Origin of the sequence: Sphaerisporangium viridialbum (genome assembly GCF_049674955.1) — a bacterium.
Classification (GTDB): domain Bacteria; phylum Actinomycetota; class Actinomycetes; order Streptosporangiales; family Streptosporangiaceae; genus Sphaerisporangium; species Sphaerisporangium viridialbum.
Genome location: NZ_CP187232.1, coordinates 7,797,738 through 7,817,583, shown reverse-complemented (window position 1 = coordinate 7,817,583; position 19,846 = coordinate 7,797,738). Strand labels below are relative to the sequence as shown.

The 19,846-nt window shown below is 71.4% G+C and carries 18 protein-coding genes; 11 read left to right on the top strand and 7 right to left on the bottom strand.

All coding sequences use genetic code 11. The annotated features are described in order from the left end of the window. Positions 1–84: 84 nt before the first annotated feature. The 4 genes from ACOZ38_RS35160 to ACOZ38_RS35145 all read right to left on the bottom strand — a co-directional run bounded on the left by ACOZ38_RS35160 (position 85) and on the right by ACOZ38_RS35145 (position 5,126). Positions 85–1,749, bottom strand: a complete 1,665-nt coding sequence (locus ACOZ38_RS35160) for an AMP-binding protein (RefSeq protein WP_424535335.1) — start codon at positions 1,747–1,749, stop codon at positions 85–87. Between the two features lie 47 nt (positions 1,750–1,796). Continuing rightward, positions 1,797–2,867 carry a hypothetical protein gene (locus ACOZ38_RS35155; protein ID WP_424535334.1) on the bottom strand — a complete coding sequence of 357 codons (1,071 nt, stop codon included), beginning with the start codon at positions 2,865–2,867 and terminating at the stop codon, positions 1,797–1,799. Continuing rightward, positions 2,864–3,931, bottom strand: a complete 1,068-nt coding sequence (locus ACOZ38_RS35150) for an LLM class flavin-dependent oxidoreductase (RefSeq protein WP_405140444.1) — start codon at positions 3,929–3,931, stop codon at positions 2,864–2,866. The genes ACOZ38_RS35155 and ACOZ38_RS35150 overlap by 4 nt, the downstream gene beginning before the upstream one ends. Positions 3,932–4,052: 121 nt before the next feature. Beyond that, entirely contained in the window at positions 4,053–5,126 is a 1,074-nt protein-coding gene (locus tag ACOZ38_RS35145) for an acyl-CoA dehydrogenase family protein (RefSeq protein ID WP_424535333.1), read from the bottom strand. A 134-nt stretch (positions 5,127–5,260) separates the two neighbouring features. Here ACOZ38_RS35145 and ACOZ38_RS35140 point away from each other — a divergent pair, with 134 nt between their 5' ends. Further along, the gene (locus ACOZ38_RS35140; RefSeq protein WP_424535332.1) at positions 5,261–7,024 is read left to right on the top strand and encodes a proline--tRNA ligase; all 1,764 of its coding nucleotides are present in this window, start codon (positions 5,261–5,263) and stop codon (positions 7,022–7,024) included. 141 nt (positions 7,025–7,165) lie between these two features. Here the strand turns inward: ACOZ38_RS35140 and ACOZ38_RS35135 are convergent, their stop codons facing one another. The 3 genes from ACOZ38_RS35135 to ACOZ38_RS35125 all read right to left on the bottom strand — a co-directional run bounded on the left by ACOZ38_RS35135 (position 7,166) and on the right by ACOZ38_RS35125 (position 8,425). Beyond that, entirely contained in the window at positions 7,166–7,357 is a 192-nt protein-coding gene (locus ACOZ38_RS35135) for a DUF4236 domain-containing protein (protein WP_424535331.1), read from the bottom strand. 79 nt (positions 7,358–7,436) lie between these two features. Then, positions 7,437–7,913 (bottom strand): ferritin-like domain-containing protein, encoded by a 477-nt coding sequence (locus tag ACOZ38_RS35130; protein WP_424535330.1) that lies wholly within the window; start codon positions 7,911–7,913, stop codon positions 7,437–7,439. Continuing rightward, complete coding sequence (locus ACOZ38_RS35125; protein ID WP_424535329.1) at positions 7,910–8,425, bottom strand: twin-arginine translocation signal domain-containing protein; 516 nt, start codon at positions 8,423–8,425, stop codon at positions 7,910–7,912. The genes ACOZ38_RS35130 and ACOZ38_RS35125 overlap by 4 nt, the downstream gene beginning before the upstream one ends. A gap of 185 nt (positions 8,426–8,610) precedes the next feature. Here ACOZ38_RS35125 and rimP point away from each other — a divergent pair, with 185 nt between their 5' ends. The 10 genes from rimP to ACOZ38_RS35075 all read left to right on the top strand — a co-directional run bounded on the left by rimP (position 8,611) and on the right by ACOZ38_RS35075 (position 19,806). Further along, positions 8,611–9,126 carry a ribosome maturation factor RimP gene (rimP, locus tag ACOZ38_RS35120; protein ID WP_424535328.1) on the top strand — a complete coding sequence of 172 codons (516 nt, stop codon included), beginning with the start codon at positions 8,611–8,613 and terminating at the stop codon, positions 9,124–9,126. 23 nt (positions 9,127–9,149) lie between these two features. Further along, the gene (nusA, locus tag ACOZ38_RS35115; RefSeq protein WP_405140437.1) at positions 9,150–10,151 is read left to right on the top strand and encodes a transcription termination factor NusA; all 1,002 of its coding nucleotides are present in this window, start codon (positions 9,150–9,152) and stop codon (positions 10,149–10,151) included. Then, positions 10,117–10,428, top strand: coding sequence for a YlxR family protein (locus ACOZ38_RS35110; protein ID WP_392831439.1), 312 nt, complete (start codon positions 10,117–10,119; stop codon positions 10,426–10,428). Before nusA ends, ACOZ38_RS35110 begins: the two co-directional genes overlap by 35 nt. Before the next feature lie 151 nt (positions 10,429–10,579). Continuing rightward, positions 10,580–13,876 (top strand): translation initiation factor IF-2, encoded by a 3,297-nt coding sequence (gene infB / locus ACOZ38_RS35105; RefSeq protein ID WP_424535327.1) that lies wholly within the window; start codon positions 10,580–10,582, stop codon positions 13,874–13,876. A gap of 87 nt (positions 13,877–13,963) precedes the next feature. Next, on the top strand, positions 13,964–14,263 hold the full coding sequence (locus ACOZ38_RS35100) for a DUF503 domain-containing protein (protein WP_405140435.1): 300 nt from the start codon (positions 13,964–13,966) through the stop codon (positions 14,261–14,263). A gap of 66 nt (positions 14,264–14,329) precedes the next feature. Further along, on the top strand, positions 14,330–14,830 hold the full coding sequence (rbfA, locus tag ACOZ38_RS35095) for a 30S ribosome-binding factor RbfA (RefSeq protein ID WP_424537142.1): 501 nt from the start codon (positions 14,330–14,332) through the stop codon (positions 14,828–14,830). Then, positions 14,830–15,870: a DHH family phosphoesterase gene (locus tag ACOZ38_RS35090; RefSeq protein WP_424535326.1), complete on the top strand. Its 1,041-nt coding sequence runs from the start codon at positions 14,830–14,832 to the stop codon at positions 15,868–15,870. Before rbfA ends, ACOZ38_RS35090 begins: the two co-directional genes overlap by 1 nt. A gap of 46 nt (positions 15,871–15,916) precedes the next feature. Next, positions 15,917–16,840 (top strand): tRNA pseudouridine(55) synthase TruB, encoded by a 924-nt coding sequence (gene truB, locus ACOZ38_RS35085; RefSeq protein ID WP_424535325.1) that lies wholly within the window; start codon positions 15,917–15,919, stop codon positions 16,838–16,840. A 375-nt stretch (positions 16,841–17,215) separates the two neighbouring features. Then, complete coding sequence (locus tag ACOZ38_RS35080) at positions 17,216–18,043, top strand: GntR family transcriptional regulator (RefSeq protein ID WP_424535324.1); 828 nt, start codon at positions 17,216–17,218, stop codon at positions 18,041–18,043. 83 nt (positions 18,044–18,126) lie between these two features. Beyond that, complete coding sequence (locus tag ACOZ38_RS35075; RefSeq protein ID WP_424535323.1) at positions 18,127–19,806, top strand: APC family permease; 1,680 nt, start codon at positions 18,127–18,129, stop codon at positions 19,804–19,806. The last annotated feature ends 40 nt before the right edge of the window (positions 19,807–19,846 follow it).

The window sequence follows — 19,846 nt, the reverse complement described above, 5'->3', positions numbered from 1 at the left end:
ACATCGTCATGGAGCAGATTGTCGCGGAACGCGGTCGTCCCGGCCAGACTCGCGCGCCGGAGGTATCGAGTTAATCCAGTTCCGTTACCCCCGGGCCTCCTCGGCGGCCCGGGCGCGGAGCAGTCGCTTGTCGGTCTTCCCGTTGGCGTTGACGGGAAGCGCGTCCACGACGATCACCTGGCGGGGCACCTTGTAGCTCGCCATGTTCCCTCGTGCCCAGCTTATGATCTCGGCGGGGTCGATCGCGCTGCCGGGACGTGGCACCACGTACGCGCGGCCCGCCTCGCCCGAGCGCTCGTCCGGCACGCCGACGACGGCCGCCTGGGCGAGGTCGCCGTGGTGCAGCAGCAGGCTCTCGACCTCGGCGGGCGAGACGTTGAACCCGTTGACGATGAACAGCTCCTTCTTGCGGTCGACCACCGAGAGGTTCCCCTGGGCGTCCAGCGTGCCTATGTCGCCCGTGCGCAGCCAGCCGTTCTCGATCACCTCGGCCGTCCTGCCCGGCTCGCCCCAGTAGCCGCGCATCACGCCGTAGCCGTGCTGGAGGATCTCTCCGCGCTCACCCGCGGCCACCGGCTTGCCGTCGTCGTCCACGATCTTGACCTCGATGCCGGGCACCGGCCGCCCGGTGGAGGCGGCGATCACCTCGACGGGGTCGCCGGCCCGCGTCATCGACACGACCGTGCCCTCCATCAGGCCGTAGGCGTTGATCACGCGTTCCAGGCCCGCCTCCAGCAGCAACCGGCGGACCAGCTCGGCGGGCACGGCGGCGGCGCCGCAGATCGCCACGCGGACGGAGTGCCCGGCGACGTCCACCTCGTCCAGGAGGCGGTGGAACAGCGGCGGAGCCCCGGCCAGCACGGTGATGCGCCCGTCGTGGACGAGCTCTCGCAGCACGGCGGGGGTGAACGCCTTGACCGGCAGGAGGGTGGCCCCGCGCATCACCCCGGCGAGCAGGCCGGCGTTCAGGCCGAAGCCGTGCGCGAACGGCGCGATGACCGGATAGCGGTCACCCTCCCTGAGCGTGACGATCTCGGCCCAGTCCCAGTAGCCGCGCACGATCTGGCCGTGGTCCAGCATCACGCCCTTCGGCGTGCCCGTGGTGCCCGACGTGGACATGATCTCGCAGAGGTCGTCCGGCCGTACGGCGAGCGCCCTCTCCTCGGCGGTGTCGTCGGAGATCCACTCCCCGGCGGCGAGCACGCGGGAAGGGCGCAGCATGCCGGGACGGCCCACCCCCTCGGGGGTGATCGCGTGGAGCAGCTCGGGAAGCCCGGAGAAGGGCCGCCCGGCCCCGGGCTCGGCGTCCTCGCCGTTCTCCCCCCGCCCGGTCTGCCTGGGCGGCCCGGCGGCCGAGGCGAGGAGGTCGGCGAACGGGGGAGCGCCGTCGAGGTTGTGGCCCATGATCAGCACGCTGGCGCCCGTCCTGCGCAGCACCTCGGCGGCCTCGATGCCCTTGTAGCGGGAGGACAGCGGCACGATCGCCGCGCCGGCGTCCCAGATGCCGTACGCGCCGACCGCCCAGTGCACGTCGTTGGGCCCCCAGATGGCCACCCGGTCGCCAAGCTCGACGCCGAGCGCGATCAGCCCCTTGGCGACCACGGCCGCGCGGGCGCGCAGCTCGGCGAGCGACAGCCGCACGTCACCGTCGATGATCACCGTGAGGCCGGGGTGGCGGGCCGCCTGGTCGCGCAGCATGCGCGGTATCGTCCCCCAGCCCGGCACGGTGCCCTCGCCGCCTGGAACCATGGTCGCGCCTCCCGCGTTCGTGAGCCTGCCTCAACGCCCGTCCAGTGCTAGTGAGCCATGGCGGTGCGGTCTCTGCCGAGATGGTGACCGCGGGCGTCGGCGACCGTGCCCGGGGTGGCCTTCTCGGCCACCTCGGCCGCGACCTCCACGCCCAGTTTGATCGGGGTGAGCGCGGAAAGCGACTGCTCGATCCTGGACCTCCACATCGGATTCCCGACCAGGCTCGCGCGGCCGAAGGTCACCCTCAGCGTCGCGGAGTCGAGCGTGCCCTGGCGGGAGACCGCGAGCTCCCAGGTCGACACGCCGTCGATCCTGGATAGAGCCCTCTCGACGCGGGGAAGCGACAGCCACACGCCTCTGACCAGCACGTGGTCGCCGACCGTGTGGGACGGCGCGGGGATCTCGGCCGCGCCGCCGAGGCGGGCGACCTGCCCGGTGCGGACGACCGCGCCGCCGAGGGCGGGATGGCCGGACGGCGTGACGACGAGCTCGGCGAGGCCGTCCGTCCCCTCGAAAGGCGAGTCCTCGTCCAGCGAGGCGAGCCCAAGCAGCCCGTCGGCCAGAGGGGTCAGCGGCGCGGCGTCCGAGCCGCGCCAGGCCAGCGCGCCGCCGCTGTAGGGGTTCGCGTAGACCTCGGTCACGGACGCCTCGAACTCGCCGGCCAGGTGGCCGAGGGTGCGCGGGGAGGCGATCTCGCCGGTGAGCACCAGGTGCCGCAGCCCGAGGTCCAGGGGGTCGAGCAGGAACTCCAGGTGCAGTCGGGCGAGGAGGTCCATCGCCCCGGTGGGGGTGATCACCAGCGTGGTGGCCCCGAGCGACCTCAGCGCGTGGTGCAGGCGCATCCGGCCGCGCGGCCCGACCGAGGCGGACGCCGCCGCCACCTCGGCCCCGGCGGCGGCCCACAGTGCTCCCGCGGGCTCGCCCAGCGCCACGACCACCCGGTCGCGGCCGCCGACGCCCGCGGCCCGCAGCGCCCGCGCCGTGAGGCCGTCCGCACCGCGGTCACCGGGGTCCAGCGGCCACGCGCTCGACGCGTCCGGCGCGACCTGCAGCAGGCCGGTGGCGCCACCGGCGGCCGCTCCCAGGTCGTCCCTGGTCAGCCAGCGGGTCGTCGTCAACGCATGACCTCCCCCATGAACAGCTCGATCGAGTCGCGTACGCGGTCGTGGGCGAGGCCGCCCACCTGGGCCTGGAGGATCAGGTCGGTGGCCCCGGCCTCGGCGATCCTCGCGACGGCCTTGCGGGAGCCCTCCACGTCGTCCACGACCACCATGAGGTGCTCGCGCAGCGTCGCCATCGCGTCGTCGGGCGGCAGCCCGGCGGCGAGCTGCCCGAGGACCTTGTGGGTGGCGTGCCGGGCGTCGTAGTAGTCGGGCGGGGTCACCAGGTTGACCTGCCGCCGGATGTACCACAGGACGGGGTCGGCGGCGGTCTCGATGGCCTCCTCGCGCGTCGGCGCCACATGCCAGGGGATCATCAGTGCGATCCTGCGGGTGGCGGGGTCGAAGCCGTTGTCGGCCAGGCATTCCTTGTACCTGGCGATGTCCGCGGCGACGTCGTCGATGCCCTTGAGCATGGTCATGCCGAGCAGGTTGTACCCGTGCCTTGCCGCCGCGAGATAGCCCTCCAGGGAGGTCGAGGCGACCCAGACCGGGGGGTGCGGCACCTGGGTGGGCCGGGGGTAGACCGCCACGTCGGGGATCTCGAAGAACTCGTTGGAGCGGCTGACCGGCTCGCCGTCGGCGTTCCAGATCGCGAGCACCGCCTCCAGGGAGTCCTCCCAGATCCTGCGGGACTGCTCGAACGGCCGCTGGAAGGCCTGGTACTCCAGCGGCGACGCGCCCCGTCCCGTGCCGAACTCGACGCGGCCGTTGCTGAGGACGTCCAGGGTGGCGACCCGCTCCGCCGTGCGGATGGGCGACTGGAAGGGCAGCAGCACCACGCCGAGCCCGAGGTGGATCCGCTCGGTGCGCTGGGAGATGGCGGCGAGCACCAGGTCGGGGGCCGACGAGTGGGAGAAGCCCCGGGTGAAGTGGTGCTCCACGAACCACGCGGTGTCGCATCCCAGGCGGTCCCCGAGCACGACCTGGTCGATCACGTTCTCGAACGTCTGCCGTTCCACCTCGCGGGTGCGCCCGCGGACCTCCAGTTCATATCCCAGGCTGATCCGTAGGGACGTCATCCGCGCCTCCGTTCCACCACTCGACCGACCGAATTCAACCAAGCGCTCGCTTGGCGAGATTACCAGCCGCGACGAGCCGCAACAAGCAGTGTCCCCTTGGGCGGGGAGCGCGCCGGGCGGGTCAGTGGGTGCGGGGGACCCGTGTCGCGACGCGCCGCGCGGCGGCCGGCGACGCGGGGAAGACCGACGCGGCGAGGCGCGCGCGGTGGGCCTGCGGCGGACCGAAGAGCTGGGCGTCGGAGGTGGCGCGCTTGAAGGACAGGTGGGCGTCGTGCTCCCAGGTGACCCCGAGGCCGCCGTGGATCTGGATGTTCTCGCCCGCCGCCGCCAGGTAGACCTCGGTGCAGTACGACCCCGCGATGGCCGCGCGCACGGGCAGCTCCTCCTCGGTCGCGCGGGCGGCGGCGTACGCGGCGGACCTCGCCGACTCCACCGCGAGCAGCATGTCGGCCAGCCTGTGCTTGATCGCCTGGAAGGAGCCGATCGGGCGGCCGAACTGGTGGCGTTTCCCCGCGTAGGCCACGGCGGCGGCGAGGCAGCGCGCCGCGCCGCCCGCCTGCTCGGCGGCGAGCCCGGCCACGCCGAGGTCGCGCACCCGGGCGGAGGGGCGGGCGTCCCCGAGCCGCCGTACCGGGACGCCGTCGAAGACCAGCTCGGTGAGCGGGCGGGTGCGGTCGACGGTGGCGTGCGGCCTGCGCGCCGTCGGCCGCGCCTCCACGAGCGAGCGCCCCACATATGCCAGGACGATCTCCCCGTCGAGCGCGTACGGGACGGTGCCGTGCAGGCGCTCCCCTTCGAGGCGCAGGCCGGCCTCGCCGGGCAGCACCACCGTCGCGGTGGCGGACCCGTCGGCGATGCGCGGCAGCAGGCGGCGCTTCGCCTCCTCATCGCCGCACGCCTTGACCGCCTCGGCCGCGAGCACGGCGGTGGACAGGTAGGGGAGGGGCGACAGGGACCTGCCGAGCTCCTCGCAGACGACCGCCACCTCCGCCATGCCGCATCCGGCCCCGCCGTACTGCTCGGGGATGGCGAGCCCGGTGACCCCGAGCTCGCCCGCGAACCTCCTCCACAGCGCGCGGGGGTCCCCGGCGCGCGCTTCGGGGGAGCCGGTGAAGGCCAGGGCGGGCGGGCACGCGTCGCGCAGGAAGTCGCGTACCGTGACGCGTAGCTCGCGCTGCTCCTCCGTGAGGTCCACCCCGGCAGCTTAACAAGCGATTGCTTGGCAAAATGGTGAGGTGACCGGCGGCCGCCCCGGGGTTAAACCGGGCGACGCCCGCGCGAGACTCGATAGCCTGTATACCTGCCAATCCCCGCGACCGAGGAGTAGCCGTGCTGCTGCGTATGTCCACCCTGTTCCTGCGCACCCTGCGTGAGGATCCGGCGGACGCGGAAGTGCCGAGCCACAAGCTGCTCGTCCGCGCCGGCTATGTCCGCCGCGTCGCCCCGGGCATCTACTCGTGGCTGCCCCTCGGCAAGATCGTCATGGAGAACGTCGCCCGCGTCGTGCGCGAGGAGATGAACGCCATGGGCGGCCAGGAGGTCCTGTTCCCCGCGCTGCTGCCCCGCGACTACTACGAGGCCACCGGCCGCTGGACCGAGTACGGCGACACGCTGTTCCGGCTGAAGGACCGCAAGGGCGCCGACTATCTGCTCGGGCCCACCCACGAGGAGATGTTCACCGACATGGTCAAGGGGGAGTACTCCTCCTATAAGGACTATCCGGTAATCCTCTACCAAATCCAGACGAAGTACCGCGACGAGGCGCGTCCCCGGGCCGGCATCCTGCGTGGCCGCGAGTTCATCATGAAGGACTCCTACTCCTTCGACCTCGACGACGACGGCCTCAAGCGCTCGTACGAGCTGCACCGCGAGGCCTACATCAAGCTGTTCGACCGGCTCGGCATCGATTACAAGATCGTCTTCGCCATGTCGGGCGCCATGGGCGGCTCGGCCTCCGAGGAGTTCCTCGCCCCTTGCGCCACCGGCGAGGACACCTTCGTGGCCTGTCACAACTGCGACTACTCCGCCAACGCCGAGGCCGTCGTCACGCCCGCGCCTCCGGCCGTGACCGCCGGGCACCCCGCCCTGGAGGTGCTCGACACCCCCGACACCCCGACCATCGACTCGCTGGTCTCCCTGGTCAACGAGCGGTACGGCCTCGGCGTGACCGCGGCCGACACCCTCAAGAACGTCGTGGTCAAGGTGCGCACCCCGGGTTCCGAGGAGTTCGAGACGCTGATCGTCGGCCTGCCCGGCGACCGCGAGGTCGACTTCAAGCGACTGGAGGCCGCGCTCGCCCCTGGCATCCCCGAGATCTTCGAGGCGGGCGACTTCGCCAAGCACCCCGGCCTGGTCCGCGGCTACGTCGGCCCCCAGGTGCTCAAGGGGCTGGGCATCCGCTACCTCGTGGATCCCCGCGTCGTCGCGGGCTCCGCCTGGGTCACCGGGGCCAACGAGCAGGGCAAGCACGCGGCGCACGTCGTCGTGGGCCGTGACTTCGAGCCCGACGGCACCATCGAGGCCGCCGAGGTGCGCGCGGGCGACTCATGCCCCCGGTGCGCCCACCCCCTCTCCATCGACCGTGGCATCGAGATCGGCCACATCTTCCAGCTCGGCCGCAAGTACGCCGACGCGGCCGGCCTCGACGCGCTCGGCCCCGACGGCAAGCCCATCCGCATCACCATGGGCTCGTACGGCGTGGGCGTCTCGCGTGCCGTGGCCGTGATCGCGGAGCAGAAGTACGACGAGCTCGGTCTGGTCTGGCCCCGCGAGGTGGCGCCCGCCGACGTGCACGTGGTCGGCACCGGCAAGGACAACCAGGTCGAGGTGGCGCTGGGGCTCGCCGAGGAGCTGGAGGCCAAGGGCCTGCGCGTGCTCGTCGACGACCGCGCAGGGGTGTCTCCGGGCGTGAAGTTCAAGGACGCCGAGCTGCTGGGCGTCCCGACGATCCTGATCGTCGGCCGCGGGCTGGCTCAGGGCGTCGTGGAGCTGCGCGACCGCAGGACCGGCGTCAAGGAGGAGGTCCCGCTCGCCGAGGCCGTCGGCAGCGTGCTGGCCGCGGTGTCCTCCGAGCCCCGGTCCGAGCGCCTCTGACCTTCCGGGCTCCCAAGAGCGTCCCCAGAGCATGGTGAGGGGGGCTCGCCGCCTCTCGGCCCGGGGTGGCGAGCCCCCTTTCACGTGCCGTTCCAGGCTCAGGCTGTACGGCACGCGCTCTCGGCGTCATACGCGGTTCGTCTAGTCGCGCGCGCTGCCCATTGTCTTGCGCCAGTGGAAGCCGCCCGGCAGGTTGACGGTGACGGTGCGCCGCCCGTCGGCGCCCTTCGTGACACGGAAGCCACGTCCGCCGTAGCTGTGCCCGACACCGCTTCGCGAAAGGTTGAGCCTGAACGGCCCCATCTTGATCGACTTACGGTAACTCCAGCCCATGTGTCCCTCCGTGCTCTTCCGATGGGCGAGCAACTACCCCGGACACCAGGTGCAAACGTGGTCGTATGGACGAAATCGCCTACTGGTCAAGGGAAACCGGCGGTGACGTGCTCGGCCTCCCCATCGGAGAGGGGCCGGGATCGGGCGCCGGCCAGCCGGGCAGGGCGGCGATCGTCGGGCGCCAGCCGTACCCCCTGACCGCGCACTCCTGCATGGTCATGGCGGCGAGCCGCCGCAGCGCGGAGTCGTCCACGGCGGTCAGCTCGAGGTAGGCCGCGGTGACGCGATCCTCAACCAGCGCGGCCAGGCGGGCCGCGTCGGTGGCCTCGGCGACCGGAAAGGGCAGCTCGTACGCCGCGCCGGACTCCGAGGGCGTGCCGCCCCTGGCCGTGATCAGCCCGCGGATCTGGTCGCGCCTGGCGCGGTGGGCGTTGAAGCCGGCGGACGCGGCAGCCCGCTGGCCGCCGCTGGTGCGGGCCCCCACGACGCCGTAGGCGTACACGGCGGCGTGCTCGGCGTCGAGCACCTTGTTGAGGCCCTGGAGCGCGTCGGTCACGAGGCTCTCGCAAGTGCCACGGCGTGGGCGGCCTCGCAGGCCCCGATGGAGGCGAGGAGCTGTGCCAGGGCGGGGGAGACGTTCCCGATCTGGCGCGGCCGGGCGGCAGCCGCCTTGCGCTCCAGCTCGCGAAGCCTGGCGACCGAGACCTTGGCCGCGGCGGGCGCGGAGGCCGGCGGGGAGGACGGGGGCACAGGCGTGGGCGAGGCGGGGGTCGGCGCCGGGCTCGGGGGCAGGCGGCGCCGCAGCTCCGCCAGGTGGGCCTCGTGGCGCTGCTGGAAGGGCCCGAGCACGGAGGCCAGCCTGCCACCCGCGAGCACGGCCTGCCGGTAGAGCGCCACCATCCGCTCCTTGTCGGCGATGACGCCGGTGAGCAGCACGGTCTCGGGGTCGGGCGGCTTGGGCGCCGGCGGCGCGGCCTCGGGCGCCGAGCAACCGGCGACGGCCATGGCGACCGCGCCGGCGGCGGTGCCACGCAACACCGCGCGCCGGGTCAGGGCACGCTGACGCACGGTGTGGCCTCCCGTGGATGACGGCTTTTCCTGGCTTGGCACATAGCATCGTACGGCGCGTCACCGGGTGGGTAACCGAGTGACGCTCTTTCCGCGCCCCGGTGTCGATAGGCTGGTGAACCGTTGGGCGAGGTACGCCTTCGGCTTTCTTACAAGATGGCCGATAATTCAACTGGGAGGTCAGCATGGGCGCCGACGCTCGACGTGACCGCCTGATAAAGCTTCTGGAGCCCGTCGCCGCGGCGGAGGGTCTCGACCTTGAGGACGTCACGGTCACCCCCGCGGGCAAGCGGCGGCTCCTGCGCGTCATCGTGGACGGCGACGACGGCGTGAGCCTCGACAAGGTCGCCGACATCAGCCAGGCGGTGTCGCAGGCGCTCGACGACAGCGACGTCATGGGCGGCAGCCCGTACGTGCTGGAGGTGTCCTCCCCCGGGGTCGAGCGCCCGCTGACCGAGCCACGGCACTGGCGCCGCGCCAAGGGGCGCCTGGTGAAGGCCGACCTGCGCGACGGCACCTCGCTGGAGGGCCGCGTCCTGGCCGTCGGCGACGCGGGCGTCGAGCTTTCGGCCGCGCCGGAGCCACGCCTGCTGGCGTGGGACGAGCTGGGCAAGGGCCGGGTGCAGGTGGAGTTCCGCCGGCTCGACGACGAAGACGTGCTTGACCATGAAGAAGACGCCGACGACGGCGACGAGGGCTAGGGGGGAGCCTTGTGGACATTGACATGAGCGTCCTGCGCAGCCTGGAGCGGGAGAAGGACATCTCCTTCGACCTGGTCGTCAAGGCCATCGAGGATGCGTTGCTGATCGCGTACTTCCGCACCGAGGGGGCCTCCTCCAAGGCGCGGGCGGAGCTCGACAAGGTCTCCGGGCACGTGATGATCTACGCCGCTGAGCTCGACGACGAGGGCCAGGTCATCAGGGAGTACGACGACACCCCCGGCAACTTCAGCCGCATCGCCGCGACCACGGCGAAACAGGTGATCCTCCAGCAGCTGAGGGACGCAGAAGACGAGATCAACTTCGGCGAGTTCGCCAGCCGCGAGGGCGAGCTGGTCGCCGGGGTCATCCAGCAGGGCAAGGACCCCCGGGTGGTGCTGGTCGACCTCGGCAAGATCGAGGCGATCCTGCCGCACAACGAGCAGGTCCCCGGCGAGGAGTACATCCACGGCGAGCGGCTGCGCTGCTACGTGGTCCAGGTGAAGAAGGGGCACAAGGGGCCGTCGGTCACGCTGTCCCGCACCCACCCGAACCTCGTGAAGAAGCTCTTCGCCCTGGAGGTCCCCGAGATCGCCGACGGCACCGTGGAGATCGCCGCGATCGCCCGCGAGGCCGGTCACCGCACCAAGATCGCGGTGCGCTCCCGCAGGGGCGGCGTCAACGCCAAGGGCGCCTGCATCGGCCCGATGGGGTCGCGTGTGCGCAACGTGATGACCGAGCTGCACGGCGAGAAGATCGACATCATCGACTGGTCTGACGATCCAGCCGAGTTCGTCGGGAATGCCCTGTCGCCTGCGCGGGTTTCCCATGTGGAGGTCATCGATCTGGAGGGCCGCGTGGCGCGGGTCACCGTGCCTGACTACCAGCTCTCCCTCGCGATCGGCAAAGAGGGGCAGAACGCCCGTCTCGCCGCTCGCCTCACCGGATGGCGCATCGACATCCGTCCCGATACCCAGGCGACGGCGACGGGGGATGCGGTCGGTCCTGCCGATGCCTCCACAAGGTAAGCTTGAATACGGTGGCCGGGCGGCCCCGCTGAGAACGTGTGTGGGCTGCCGGGTTCGCACGGTAAAGTCCGAGCTGCTCCGCCTGGTGGTGGTCGAGGGCGAGATCGTTCCCGACCAGCGAGGACGGCTGCAGGGCCGTGGTGCGTATGTGCATCCGGCACTGAGCTGCCTGGAGCTCGCCGAACGTCGCCGGGTGTTTCCGCGCTCGTTTCGCGTCGCGGGACCGCTCGATATGGCGTGCCTGCGAGCTTCTCTCGCGGGGCTTGACGTCGAGTAGGACCGGGTGAATGGTTACCAACTGTCATGTAGGACGCCGAGTCGATGGGCGGGTCAGATAGCGATGAGCGCCTGATGAGCATGCGGCGATGAGTACGTCTAGGTAGCGACGGTCCGGCGGCACAGCCTCCCGGGCCGAGTTAGGGAGTGCAGTGGCGAAGGTCCGAGTCTACGAGCTCGCCAAGGAGTTCGGAGTCGAGAGCAAGGTCGTGATGGCCAAGCTCCAAGAAATGGGCGAGTTCGTTCGATCGGCGTCTTCAACGATAGAAGCGCCGGTGGTCCGCAAGCTCACGGAGGCCCTGAAGGGGTCCTCCGATTCCAGGGGCGGCGACAGGTCGTCCAGGGCGCCGTCAAAGGCGTCTCCCCGGCCGGCGCAGAGCCAGGCCGGCAACGGTGCGTCGGCACCTGGTCAGCAGGCTCCGAGGCCGGGCCCCGGCCCGAGGCCCGGTCCGCGACCTGGTCCCGCGAACGTCGCGCCGCGTCCGCCCGTTCCGATGCCCCATGTCAGCCAGCCTCCGCAGGAGGCTCCCCGCCCGGCCGCGCCGCGTCCCGAGGCCGCTCGCGCCGAGGCCGCCCCTGAGGTGGCCCGTCCCGAGGCGGCCCGTCCGGCCGCCGCGCGTCCCGAGGTCCCGCGTTCCGAGGCGCCCCGGTTCGAGGCTCCTCGCACCGACGCTCCTCGTCAGGACGCTCCGCGTTCCGAGGCTCCCCGTTCCGACGCGTCGCGTCCGGCGGCGCCGGGCTCGCGGCCCGGTCCCGGCTCGCGGCCCGGTCCCCGGCCCGGTCCGGCCCAGCGTCCCGCGGCGTCCGCGGCCCCAGGCGGCGGCGCGCCGGGTGGCGCTCCGGCGGGTCCGCGCTCCGGCGCTCCGGCGTCCGGCGGCGCTCCTCGCCCCGGAGGCCCGAAGCCGGGTCCTCGCGGTCCGCGTCCTGGCAACAATCCCTTCTCTTCCAACGCGAGCGGCATGGGCCAGCGCCCGGCGCGTCCGCCCCGTGACGGTGGGGCTCCTCCCACCCGTGACGGAGCTCCCCGTGAAGGCGGTCCCCGCGAGCCGCGCCGTGAAGGCGCCGGTCCTCGTGAGCCCCGTCGTGAGGGCGGTCCCCGCGACGGCGCGATGCCGCGTCCCCCGGGCGCTCGTTCCGGTCCTCCCGGAGCGGCCGGTCCGCGTCCGGGTCCCGGTTCCGCGGGCCCGCGTCCCGGTCCCGGTGCGGGAGGCCCCCGTCCCGGTGGTCCGCGTCCCAACCCGATGATGATGCCCTCGCGCCCGTCCGGTCCCGGTCAGGGTGGCGGCGGTGGCGGCGGCGGTCGTCCCGGTGGCGGCGGTGGCCGTCCCGGTGGCGGCGGCGGTGGCGGTCGTCCCGGTGGCGGCGGCGGTGGCGCCGGTCGTCCCGGTGGTGGCGGCGGCTTCAGCGGTCCCCGCACGGGCACCGGTGGCCGTCCCGGCGGCGGTGCCGGAGCCGGTGCCGGTGGTGGCGGCGGCGGTTTCGCCGGTCGTCCCGGTGGTGGCGGCGGCCGTGGCCGCGGCGGCACGGCGGGTGCCTTCGGGCGTCCCGGCGGCCGTCCGACCCGTGGCCGCAAGTCCAAGCGCCAGAGGCGTCAAGAGTTCGACAACATGCAGGCCCCGTCGATCGGCGGCGTGCAGGTTCCCCGCGGCACGGGCCAGACCCTGCGCCTTCCGCGTGGAGCCTCGCTGTCCGACTTCGCCGACAAGATCGGTGCGAACCCCGCGTCGCTGGTGCAGATCATGCTGCACCTCGGCGAGATGGTGACCGCCACCCAGTCGGTGAACGAAGAGACCCTGCAGCTTCTCGGCGCCGAGCTCAACTACGCCATCCAGGTCGTCAGCCCGGAGGAGGAGGACCGCGAGCTTCTCGAGGCCTTCGACATCGAGTTCGGCGAGGACGAGGGCGACGAGACCGACCTCGCGGCGCGCCCGCCGGTCGTGACGGTCATGGGTCACGTCGACCACGGTAAGACCAAGCTGCTGGACGCCATCCGCAACACCAACGTGGTGGCCCGCGAGGCCGGCGGCATCACCCAGCACATCGGCGCCTACCAGGTCGCGACCGAGCACGAGGGTCAGGACCGCAAGATCACCTTCATCGACACCCCGGGTCACGAGGCGTTCACCGCCATGCGTGCCCGTGGTGCCCAGGCGACCGACATCGCCGTGCTGGTGGTCGCCGCCGACGACGGCGTGAAGCCGCAGACCATCGAGGCGCTCAACCACGCCCACGCGGCGAGCGTCCCCGTGGTCGTCGCGGTCAACAAGATCGACAAGGAGGGCGCGGACCCGACCAAGGTGCGGGCCCAGCTCACCGAGTACGGTCTGGTGGCCGAGGAGTACGGCGGCTCGACGATGTTCGTCGACATCTCCGCGAAGCAGGGGCTCGGCATCGACGACCTGCTCGAGGCGATCCTGCTGACGGCCGACGCGGAGCTCGACCTTCGCGCGAACCCGACGATGGACGCCCAGGGCATCGCGATCGAGGCGCACCTCGACAAGGGCCGCGGCCCCGTGGCGACCGTGCTCGTGCAGCGCGGCACCCTGCGGGTCGGCGACTCGATCGTCTGTGGCGAGGCCTTCGGCCGCGTCCGGGCGATGCTGGACGACAGCGGCGAGCAGGTCACCGAGGCCGACCCGTCGCGTCCGGTGATGGTGCTCGGTCTCACGGCCGTCCCGAGCGCCGGTGACAACTTCATCGTCGTCACCGACGACCGCATGGCCCGCCAGATCGCCCAGCAGCGGGCGGCCAGGCAGCGCATCGCCGACATGGCGAGGTCCAGCCGCAGGCGCACGCTCGAAGAGCTCTTCAGTGACATGGAGAAGGGCAAGGTCGACGAGCTCAAGCTCATCATCAAGGGTGACGTCTCCGGTTCCGTCGAGGCCCTGGAAGACGCGCTGCTCAAGATCGACGTCGGCGAGGAGGTGCGCCTCCGGGTGCTCCACCGGGCCGTCGGTGCGATCACCGAGTACGACGTCAACCTGGCGATCGCGGACGACAACGCCGTCATCATCGGCTTCAACGTGCGTCCCGAGGTCCGGGCGCGCGACCTGGCCGAGCGCGAGGGCGTCGACATCCGCTACTACTCGGTCATCTACCAGGCGATCGAGGAGATCGAGGCGGCCCTCAAGGGCATGCTGAAGCCGGAGTTCGAGGAGGCCCAGACCGGCACCGCCGAGGTCAGGGACGTCTTCAAGGTTCCGAAGATCGGCAACGTCGCGGGCTGTCTGGTCCGCTCGGGCACGATCACCCGCAACAGCAAGGCCCGCATCATCCGCGACGGTGTCGTCGTGGCCGACAACCTCACCGTTTCGTCGCTGCGCCGCTTCAAGGACGACGCGACCGAGGTCCGCGAGGGCTTCGAGTGCGGTATCGGTGTCGGGTACAACGACATCAAGATCGACGACGTCATCGAGACGTTCGAGATGCGGGAGAAGCCGCGCGCCTGACATAGGGGAACACATGACGGCGGGTGTCCGTGGGTCCGTCCCACGGACACCCCCGTCTTCCTCCGTCACCGGATCGCGGCGACAGCCATGTACATAGGTGCTCTGACTCTGGACATCCTGCTCGGCGACGTTCATTCGTTGAAGCAGAAGCGCTCTGTGGTGCGTCCTCTCATCGCCGAGGTGCGACGCCGGTTCCCGGCGGTCGCGGTGGCCGAGACCGGTCACCTCGACCTCCACCGCCGTAGCGAGATCGGCGTCGCCGTGGTGTCCGCCACGGCCGCGAACTGCGGCGAGGTGCTTGAGGCCTGCGAGCGGTTGATCGCCTTTCACCCCGAGATCGAGCTGCTGTCCGCGCGGCAGCGGCTGATCAACGAGGACGAGGAGTAGGGCCCGGGGAAGCCACCCATCCCGTGGGCCGTTAAGCGAGTAAAGCGAGCAAAGAGGGGGAGCGCGATCGTGGACGCAGCACGCGCCCGTAAACTTGCGGACCGCATTCAGCAGATTGTCGCCGAGATGCTGGAGCGCCGGATCAAGGATCCACGCCTCGGTTTCGTGACGGTCACCGATACCAAGATCACCGGTGACCTCCGTGACGCGACGGTCTTCTACACGGTCTTCGGCTCGGAGGCCGAGCGGGCCGACACCGCCGCCGCCCTTGAGAGCGCGAAGGGGATCATCCGTTCGGAGGTGGGACGCCAGACCGGCGTACGGCACACGCCGACGCTGACCTTCAGCCACGACCCGCTCCCCGACAGCGCCCGGCACCTGGACGAGCTGCTCGCCGAGGCCAAGGCCCGCGACGAGGAGATCGCCAAGAAGGCCGAGGGCGCGGTGCACGCCGGCGAGGCGGACCCGTACCGCAAGCCCGGCGAGGACGACGACGAGGGCGAGGACGACCTGCGAGGGGTGCTCGGCGCCGAGCCGTCCGACCGCGCGGGGCGTTCAGCACTGTGATGTCCGGCGTACGAGCTCCGCAGGGGCCTCCCGCGCACGTCGTGCGGGAGGCCGACTGGCTGCGGGCCGTCGAGCTGGTGCGGGACGCCGGCGAGGTCGCGCTGGTCTGCCACGTGGCGCCCGACGGCGACGCCCTGGGCTCGATGCTCGGGCTCGGCATGGCGCTTCGCCGGGCAGGCAAGCGGGTGACGGCGTCCTTCGGTGACCGCAGCTTCGCGGTGCCCCGGCTGCTGCGCTTCCTGCCCGGCCAAGATCTGCTGGTCGAGCCGGCCGCGTACCCCGAGGAGCCGGAGCTGATGATCAGCTTCGACGTCCCCACGGTCGACCGCCTCGGCCTGCTCGCCCCGAACGCCGGCAAGGCCCGCGAGCTGATCGTGGTGGACCACCACCCCTCCAACACCGGGTTCGGCACCGTCCAGCTCGTCGACTCCTCGGCGGCCTCCACCTCCGTACTGGTGGAGGAGCTGATGGCACGGCTCGGTCTCGACGTCGACCATGACATCGCCACCTGCCTCTACACCGGCCTGGTCACCGACACCGGGTCGTTCAGGCACTCCTCCACCACGCCCGCCGTGCACGAGATGGCGGCGCGGCTGGTCGCGACGGGCCTGCGCACCGACGAGATCGCCCGCGAGCTGTGGGACCGCTCCCCGTTCGCCTACCTCAAGGTCCTCGCGGCCGCCCTCGACCGGGCGACGCTCGACCAGCACGCCGCGGGCGGGCTCGGCCTGGTGTGGACCTTCGTGACCAGGGCCGACCGCGCCGCGCACTGCCTGCCGTACGACGAGTGCGAGGGCATCATCGACGTGATCCGCCGCACCGACGAGCCCGATGTCGCCGTGGTGCTCAAGGAGGACGACGAGGGGGCCTGGCAGGTCTCCACGCGCTCCAAGGGCCAGGTGGACGTCGGCCGGGCCTGCACAGCCCTCGGCGGCGGCGGCCACGTCCGCGCGGCGGGCTTCACCTCACACGACTCGCCCGAGGAGACCATGGCGAGCTTCCGCTCGCTCATCAGCCCTCCGGCGTCCCCGTCCACCTGACCTTTCCGTCCGGCGACGTGCCGGCGAGCTTTCCAAGGATGTTCCGATGACCACGGCGGGCAGCAGGACCGGCGAAACGGCGAGGGCGAAGCGGCCGGCGCCGCCGAGCGGGCTGGTGATCGTGGACAAGCCCGCCGACTGGACCTCCCACGACGTCGTCGGCAAGATGCGGCGCATCGCCGGCACGCGCAGGGTCGGCCACGCCGGCACCCTGGACCCCATGGCCACCGGCGTGCTGGTGATCGGCGTCGAGAAGGCCACCCGGCTGCTCGGCCACCTGGCGCTCACGGAGAAGGGCTACGACGCCACGATCCGGCTCGGGATGACCACCAACACCGACGACGCCGAGGGCGAGACCCTCACCGAGACCTCCGCCGCCCACGTGACCGACGAGGCCGTCCACGCGGGCGTGGCCGCGCTCACCGGTCCGATCCAGCAGGTGCCGCCCCAGGTCAGTGCCATCAAGGTGAACGGCGAGCGCGCGTACAAGCGGGCGAGGGCGGGCGAGGAGGTCCAGCTCCAGGCGCGCCCGGTGACCGTACACGCCTTCGAGATCACCGAGATCCGCCGCCACGGGGACGTGGTCGAGGTGGACGCGTCGGTGAGCTGCTCCAGCGGCACCTACATCCGCTCGCTGGCCCGCGACCTCGGGGCGGCCCTCGGCGTCGGCGGCCACCTGACCCGGCTGCGCCGCACCCGCGTCGGGCCGTACGACCTGTCGGCGGCACGCACGATCGAGCAGCTCGCGGAGGACTGCGTGATCCTGCCGATCGCCGACGCCGTGGCGGCGGCCTTCCCTCGCATGGACGTGTCGGAGGAGCAGGCCAACCTGGTCGCCCACGGCGGCCGCCTGCCCTCCGCGGGGCTCGGATCCGGGCCCATCGGCGTCTTCGCCCCCGACGGCACCCTCCTTGCCCTGGTCGAGGAGCACGGCAGGACGGCCAAACCCCTCGCCGTCTTCGTCCCCTAGGTCCGGGCGAGGAGGCCGCCGCGCTCTATCGTGGCCTGGCGGACGCCTACTCCGACCACGTGGACGGCAACCCGGCGTTCAGCCGCTGGTGGCACGCGCACCCCGAGGTGCATCCGCTCACGTGAGGGGCCGGTCGCCCGTCCCGGAGTCTCGCGTTACTGCGGTGCTTCCCGTGACCAGTGGGACGCGACCTCCCACAGGCGTCCAGCCGGCCCCTCCACACCAGGGGCCGGCTTTTTACCTGCCCTCCCTTGCCCGCCGTGACCGTGGTGTGGTCGTGTTGTCGCACGTCAGAGGCGGGAGATCGCATGGCTCGCTGCCGAAACGCAACATTCCAGTAATAGATTAGAAACTTATAATCTTTAGCTTTCTCGCATGAGGTCGTCTGAGTCACCGGACTCTCCATCCCCCGAACTGCCGGTGGAGATCGATCGCGGATCTCCGGTCCCCTACCACGAGCAGATCTACCGGCTGCTGCTCGACCAGATCGTGTCCGGACGCCTCGCTCCCGGCCAGAAACTCATGCAGGAGAAGGAGTACGCGGCACGTCTCGGGGTCAGCCTGGCCCCCGTGCGGCAGGCGATCCTGGCGCTCGCCAAGGACGGCTACCTGACCAGGACGCGCGGGCGTGGCACCTACGTCCGCGAGGCCAAGGTCGGCGCCGAGATCCAGCTGCTGTCCAGCTTCACCGCCACGCTCAACGCGACCGGGCTGCCCGCCGCGATGCGGGTGCTGGCGGCGGAGACGGTCCCCGCGTCCGAGCCGGTCAGTACGGCGCTCAGGATCCCGGTCGGCGCGGAGGTCTTCCGCCTGCGACGGGTGGCGTTCCTGTCGGGCGAGCCGGTCGTGCTCCTCACGGCGTCGTTGCCGGTCTCGCTGTTCCCCGGGCTCGGCGAGGCGGATCCGAGCGGATCGCTCTACGAACTGCTGCACGAGCGGTACGGCACGGTGATGACCTCCGCGCGCAACGTCATCGAGGTGGTGCGCGCTCTACCCGAGCACGCCGGCCACCTCCAGGTGCCGGTGGGCGAGGCCCTGCTCCGTGTCGAGGCCGTGACCCACGACCAGCACGGCGTCCCGGTGGAGTTCTCGCAGGTCCTCTACCAGGCCGACCGGTTCAGGTTCGAGATAGAGAGCCATCCCCAGCACGGTGTGGGCTTCCAGCCTGATCAAACACCCCCCACGACATCCCCGACGGCATAGCCGCGCGGCCCGGCGGTCCCACGGCCGGCTCCGCGGCTCCCTAGCTCCATAGCTCCACCGCTCGACAGAGAGGGGCCATTGCCGTGGCCACATCGAGTCAAATACCGGCGTCCTCCTCCGACAGGCAGGCCGGCGTCTTCGTCCGGAACGCCACCGGACTGATCCGCGAGGTGTCCTTCTTCGACGCCTTCGTGATGAACACCTTCGGGATGAACGTCGCGGTCGGCGGCGTCTTCCTCTTCCTCCAGGCGCAGACGGCGTTCTCCGGGGGCAACATGTTGCTCGCGGTGGTCATCGGCACCTTGCTGATGGCGTTCACGCTGCTCAGGGTGTACGCCGAGTTCTCCGCCGCGATGCCGCGCTCCGGCGGCGACTACGTGTTCGTCAGCCGCACCCTGCATCCCATCCTCGGATTCCTGCTCTCCTGGAGCCAGGGCCTCTGGATGATCTTCTTCTGGATCGGATTCAACGCCTACTTCGCGCTCACCTTCGCGGTGCCCGCCGCGCTGGCCACGCTGACGTCGGTCACCGGCCAGCCGGTCTGGCTCGACATGGGCAACGCGCTCCTGGCCAAGCACGACCTGCTCGGCATCACCACCCAGTGGTGGGTGCTCGGGCTCGGCACGATCATCACCGTCGGATTCGGCGTGCTCATCGTGCTGGGCGGTCAGCGGTACTGGCGGTGGCAGAAGTTCCTGTTCGCCATCGCGGGCGTCAGCCTCCTGGTGTCCTTCGCGCTGCTGCTCTTCAACGGCGGGCACATCTCCGCCGGCTGGAACGAGTTCGCGGGCAGGAACCACGGCCTGAGCTTCGACCAGATCATCCCGGCGGCGGAGAAGGCCGGCTACACGGGCAACGGCGCGCCGTTCAGCTTCGTCGACACCCTGCTGATGCTGCCGTGGGTGTTCTTCGTGGTCGGGTACGCGCAGGGCTCCGCGCAGATCGGCGGCGAGATCAAGCGGGCGTCCAAGACGCAGTACCGCGCCATGGTCGGCGGCGTGCTGATCAACGGCCTCGTGCTCGCCCTGCTCACGATCGTGCTCACCAGCCATGTGAGCCCCCAGTGGCTCGGCAGCCTGGGCTACCTGGCCGGGGCCGCGCCCGACACCCTCGGCCTGCCCGCGGGGCTGCCGCCCGGCTTCAACTTCCTGGCGGCGCTGCTGACCCACAACGTCTTCCTTCTCCTCCTCATCGGCGTCGGCTTCGTGATCTGGGCGGTGATGGGCACCCCGCTGTCGACGATGCAGGCGACCCGCTACATGCTCGCCTGGTCCCTCGACCGCACGGTGCCGCAGAAGCTCGGCGACGTCAGCGAGCGGTTCCACACCCCGGTGAAGGCGATCGTGCTCTGCGTCATCACCGGTGAGCTGGCCCTGATCGCGCTGGTCAACTGGTCGGACGCCAGCCTGCTCGGCGCGCTGCTCGCCCAGATCCTGGCGTTCATCATCGTGTCGCTGGCCGGGGTGGTGTTCCCGTACCGGCTGCGCAACGTCTGGGAGTCGGCGGGCGGCAAGCGGGTCTTCGGGATCCCCGCGGTCGCGCTGGCCGGCGCGGGCGGGGTGCTGTCCCTGGGCGCGCTGATGATCACGTTCATCGCGGACGACACGATCAACTCCATGTTCGCGGTGACCCGGCAGCTCTCGCTGTGGTTCATGTTCGGGGTCGTCGCGACCGGAGTGGTCTGGTACGTCGCGGCCCGCCTGATCAACCGCAGCAGGGGCGTCGACCTCAGCCTGGTCTACCGGGAGATCCCGCCGGAGTGACCGGCCCCGCCCCCGCCCACCGAAGATCATGAAGGAGTTG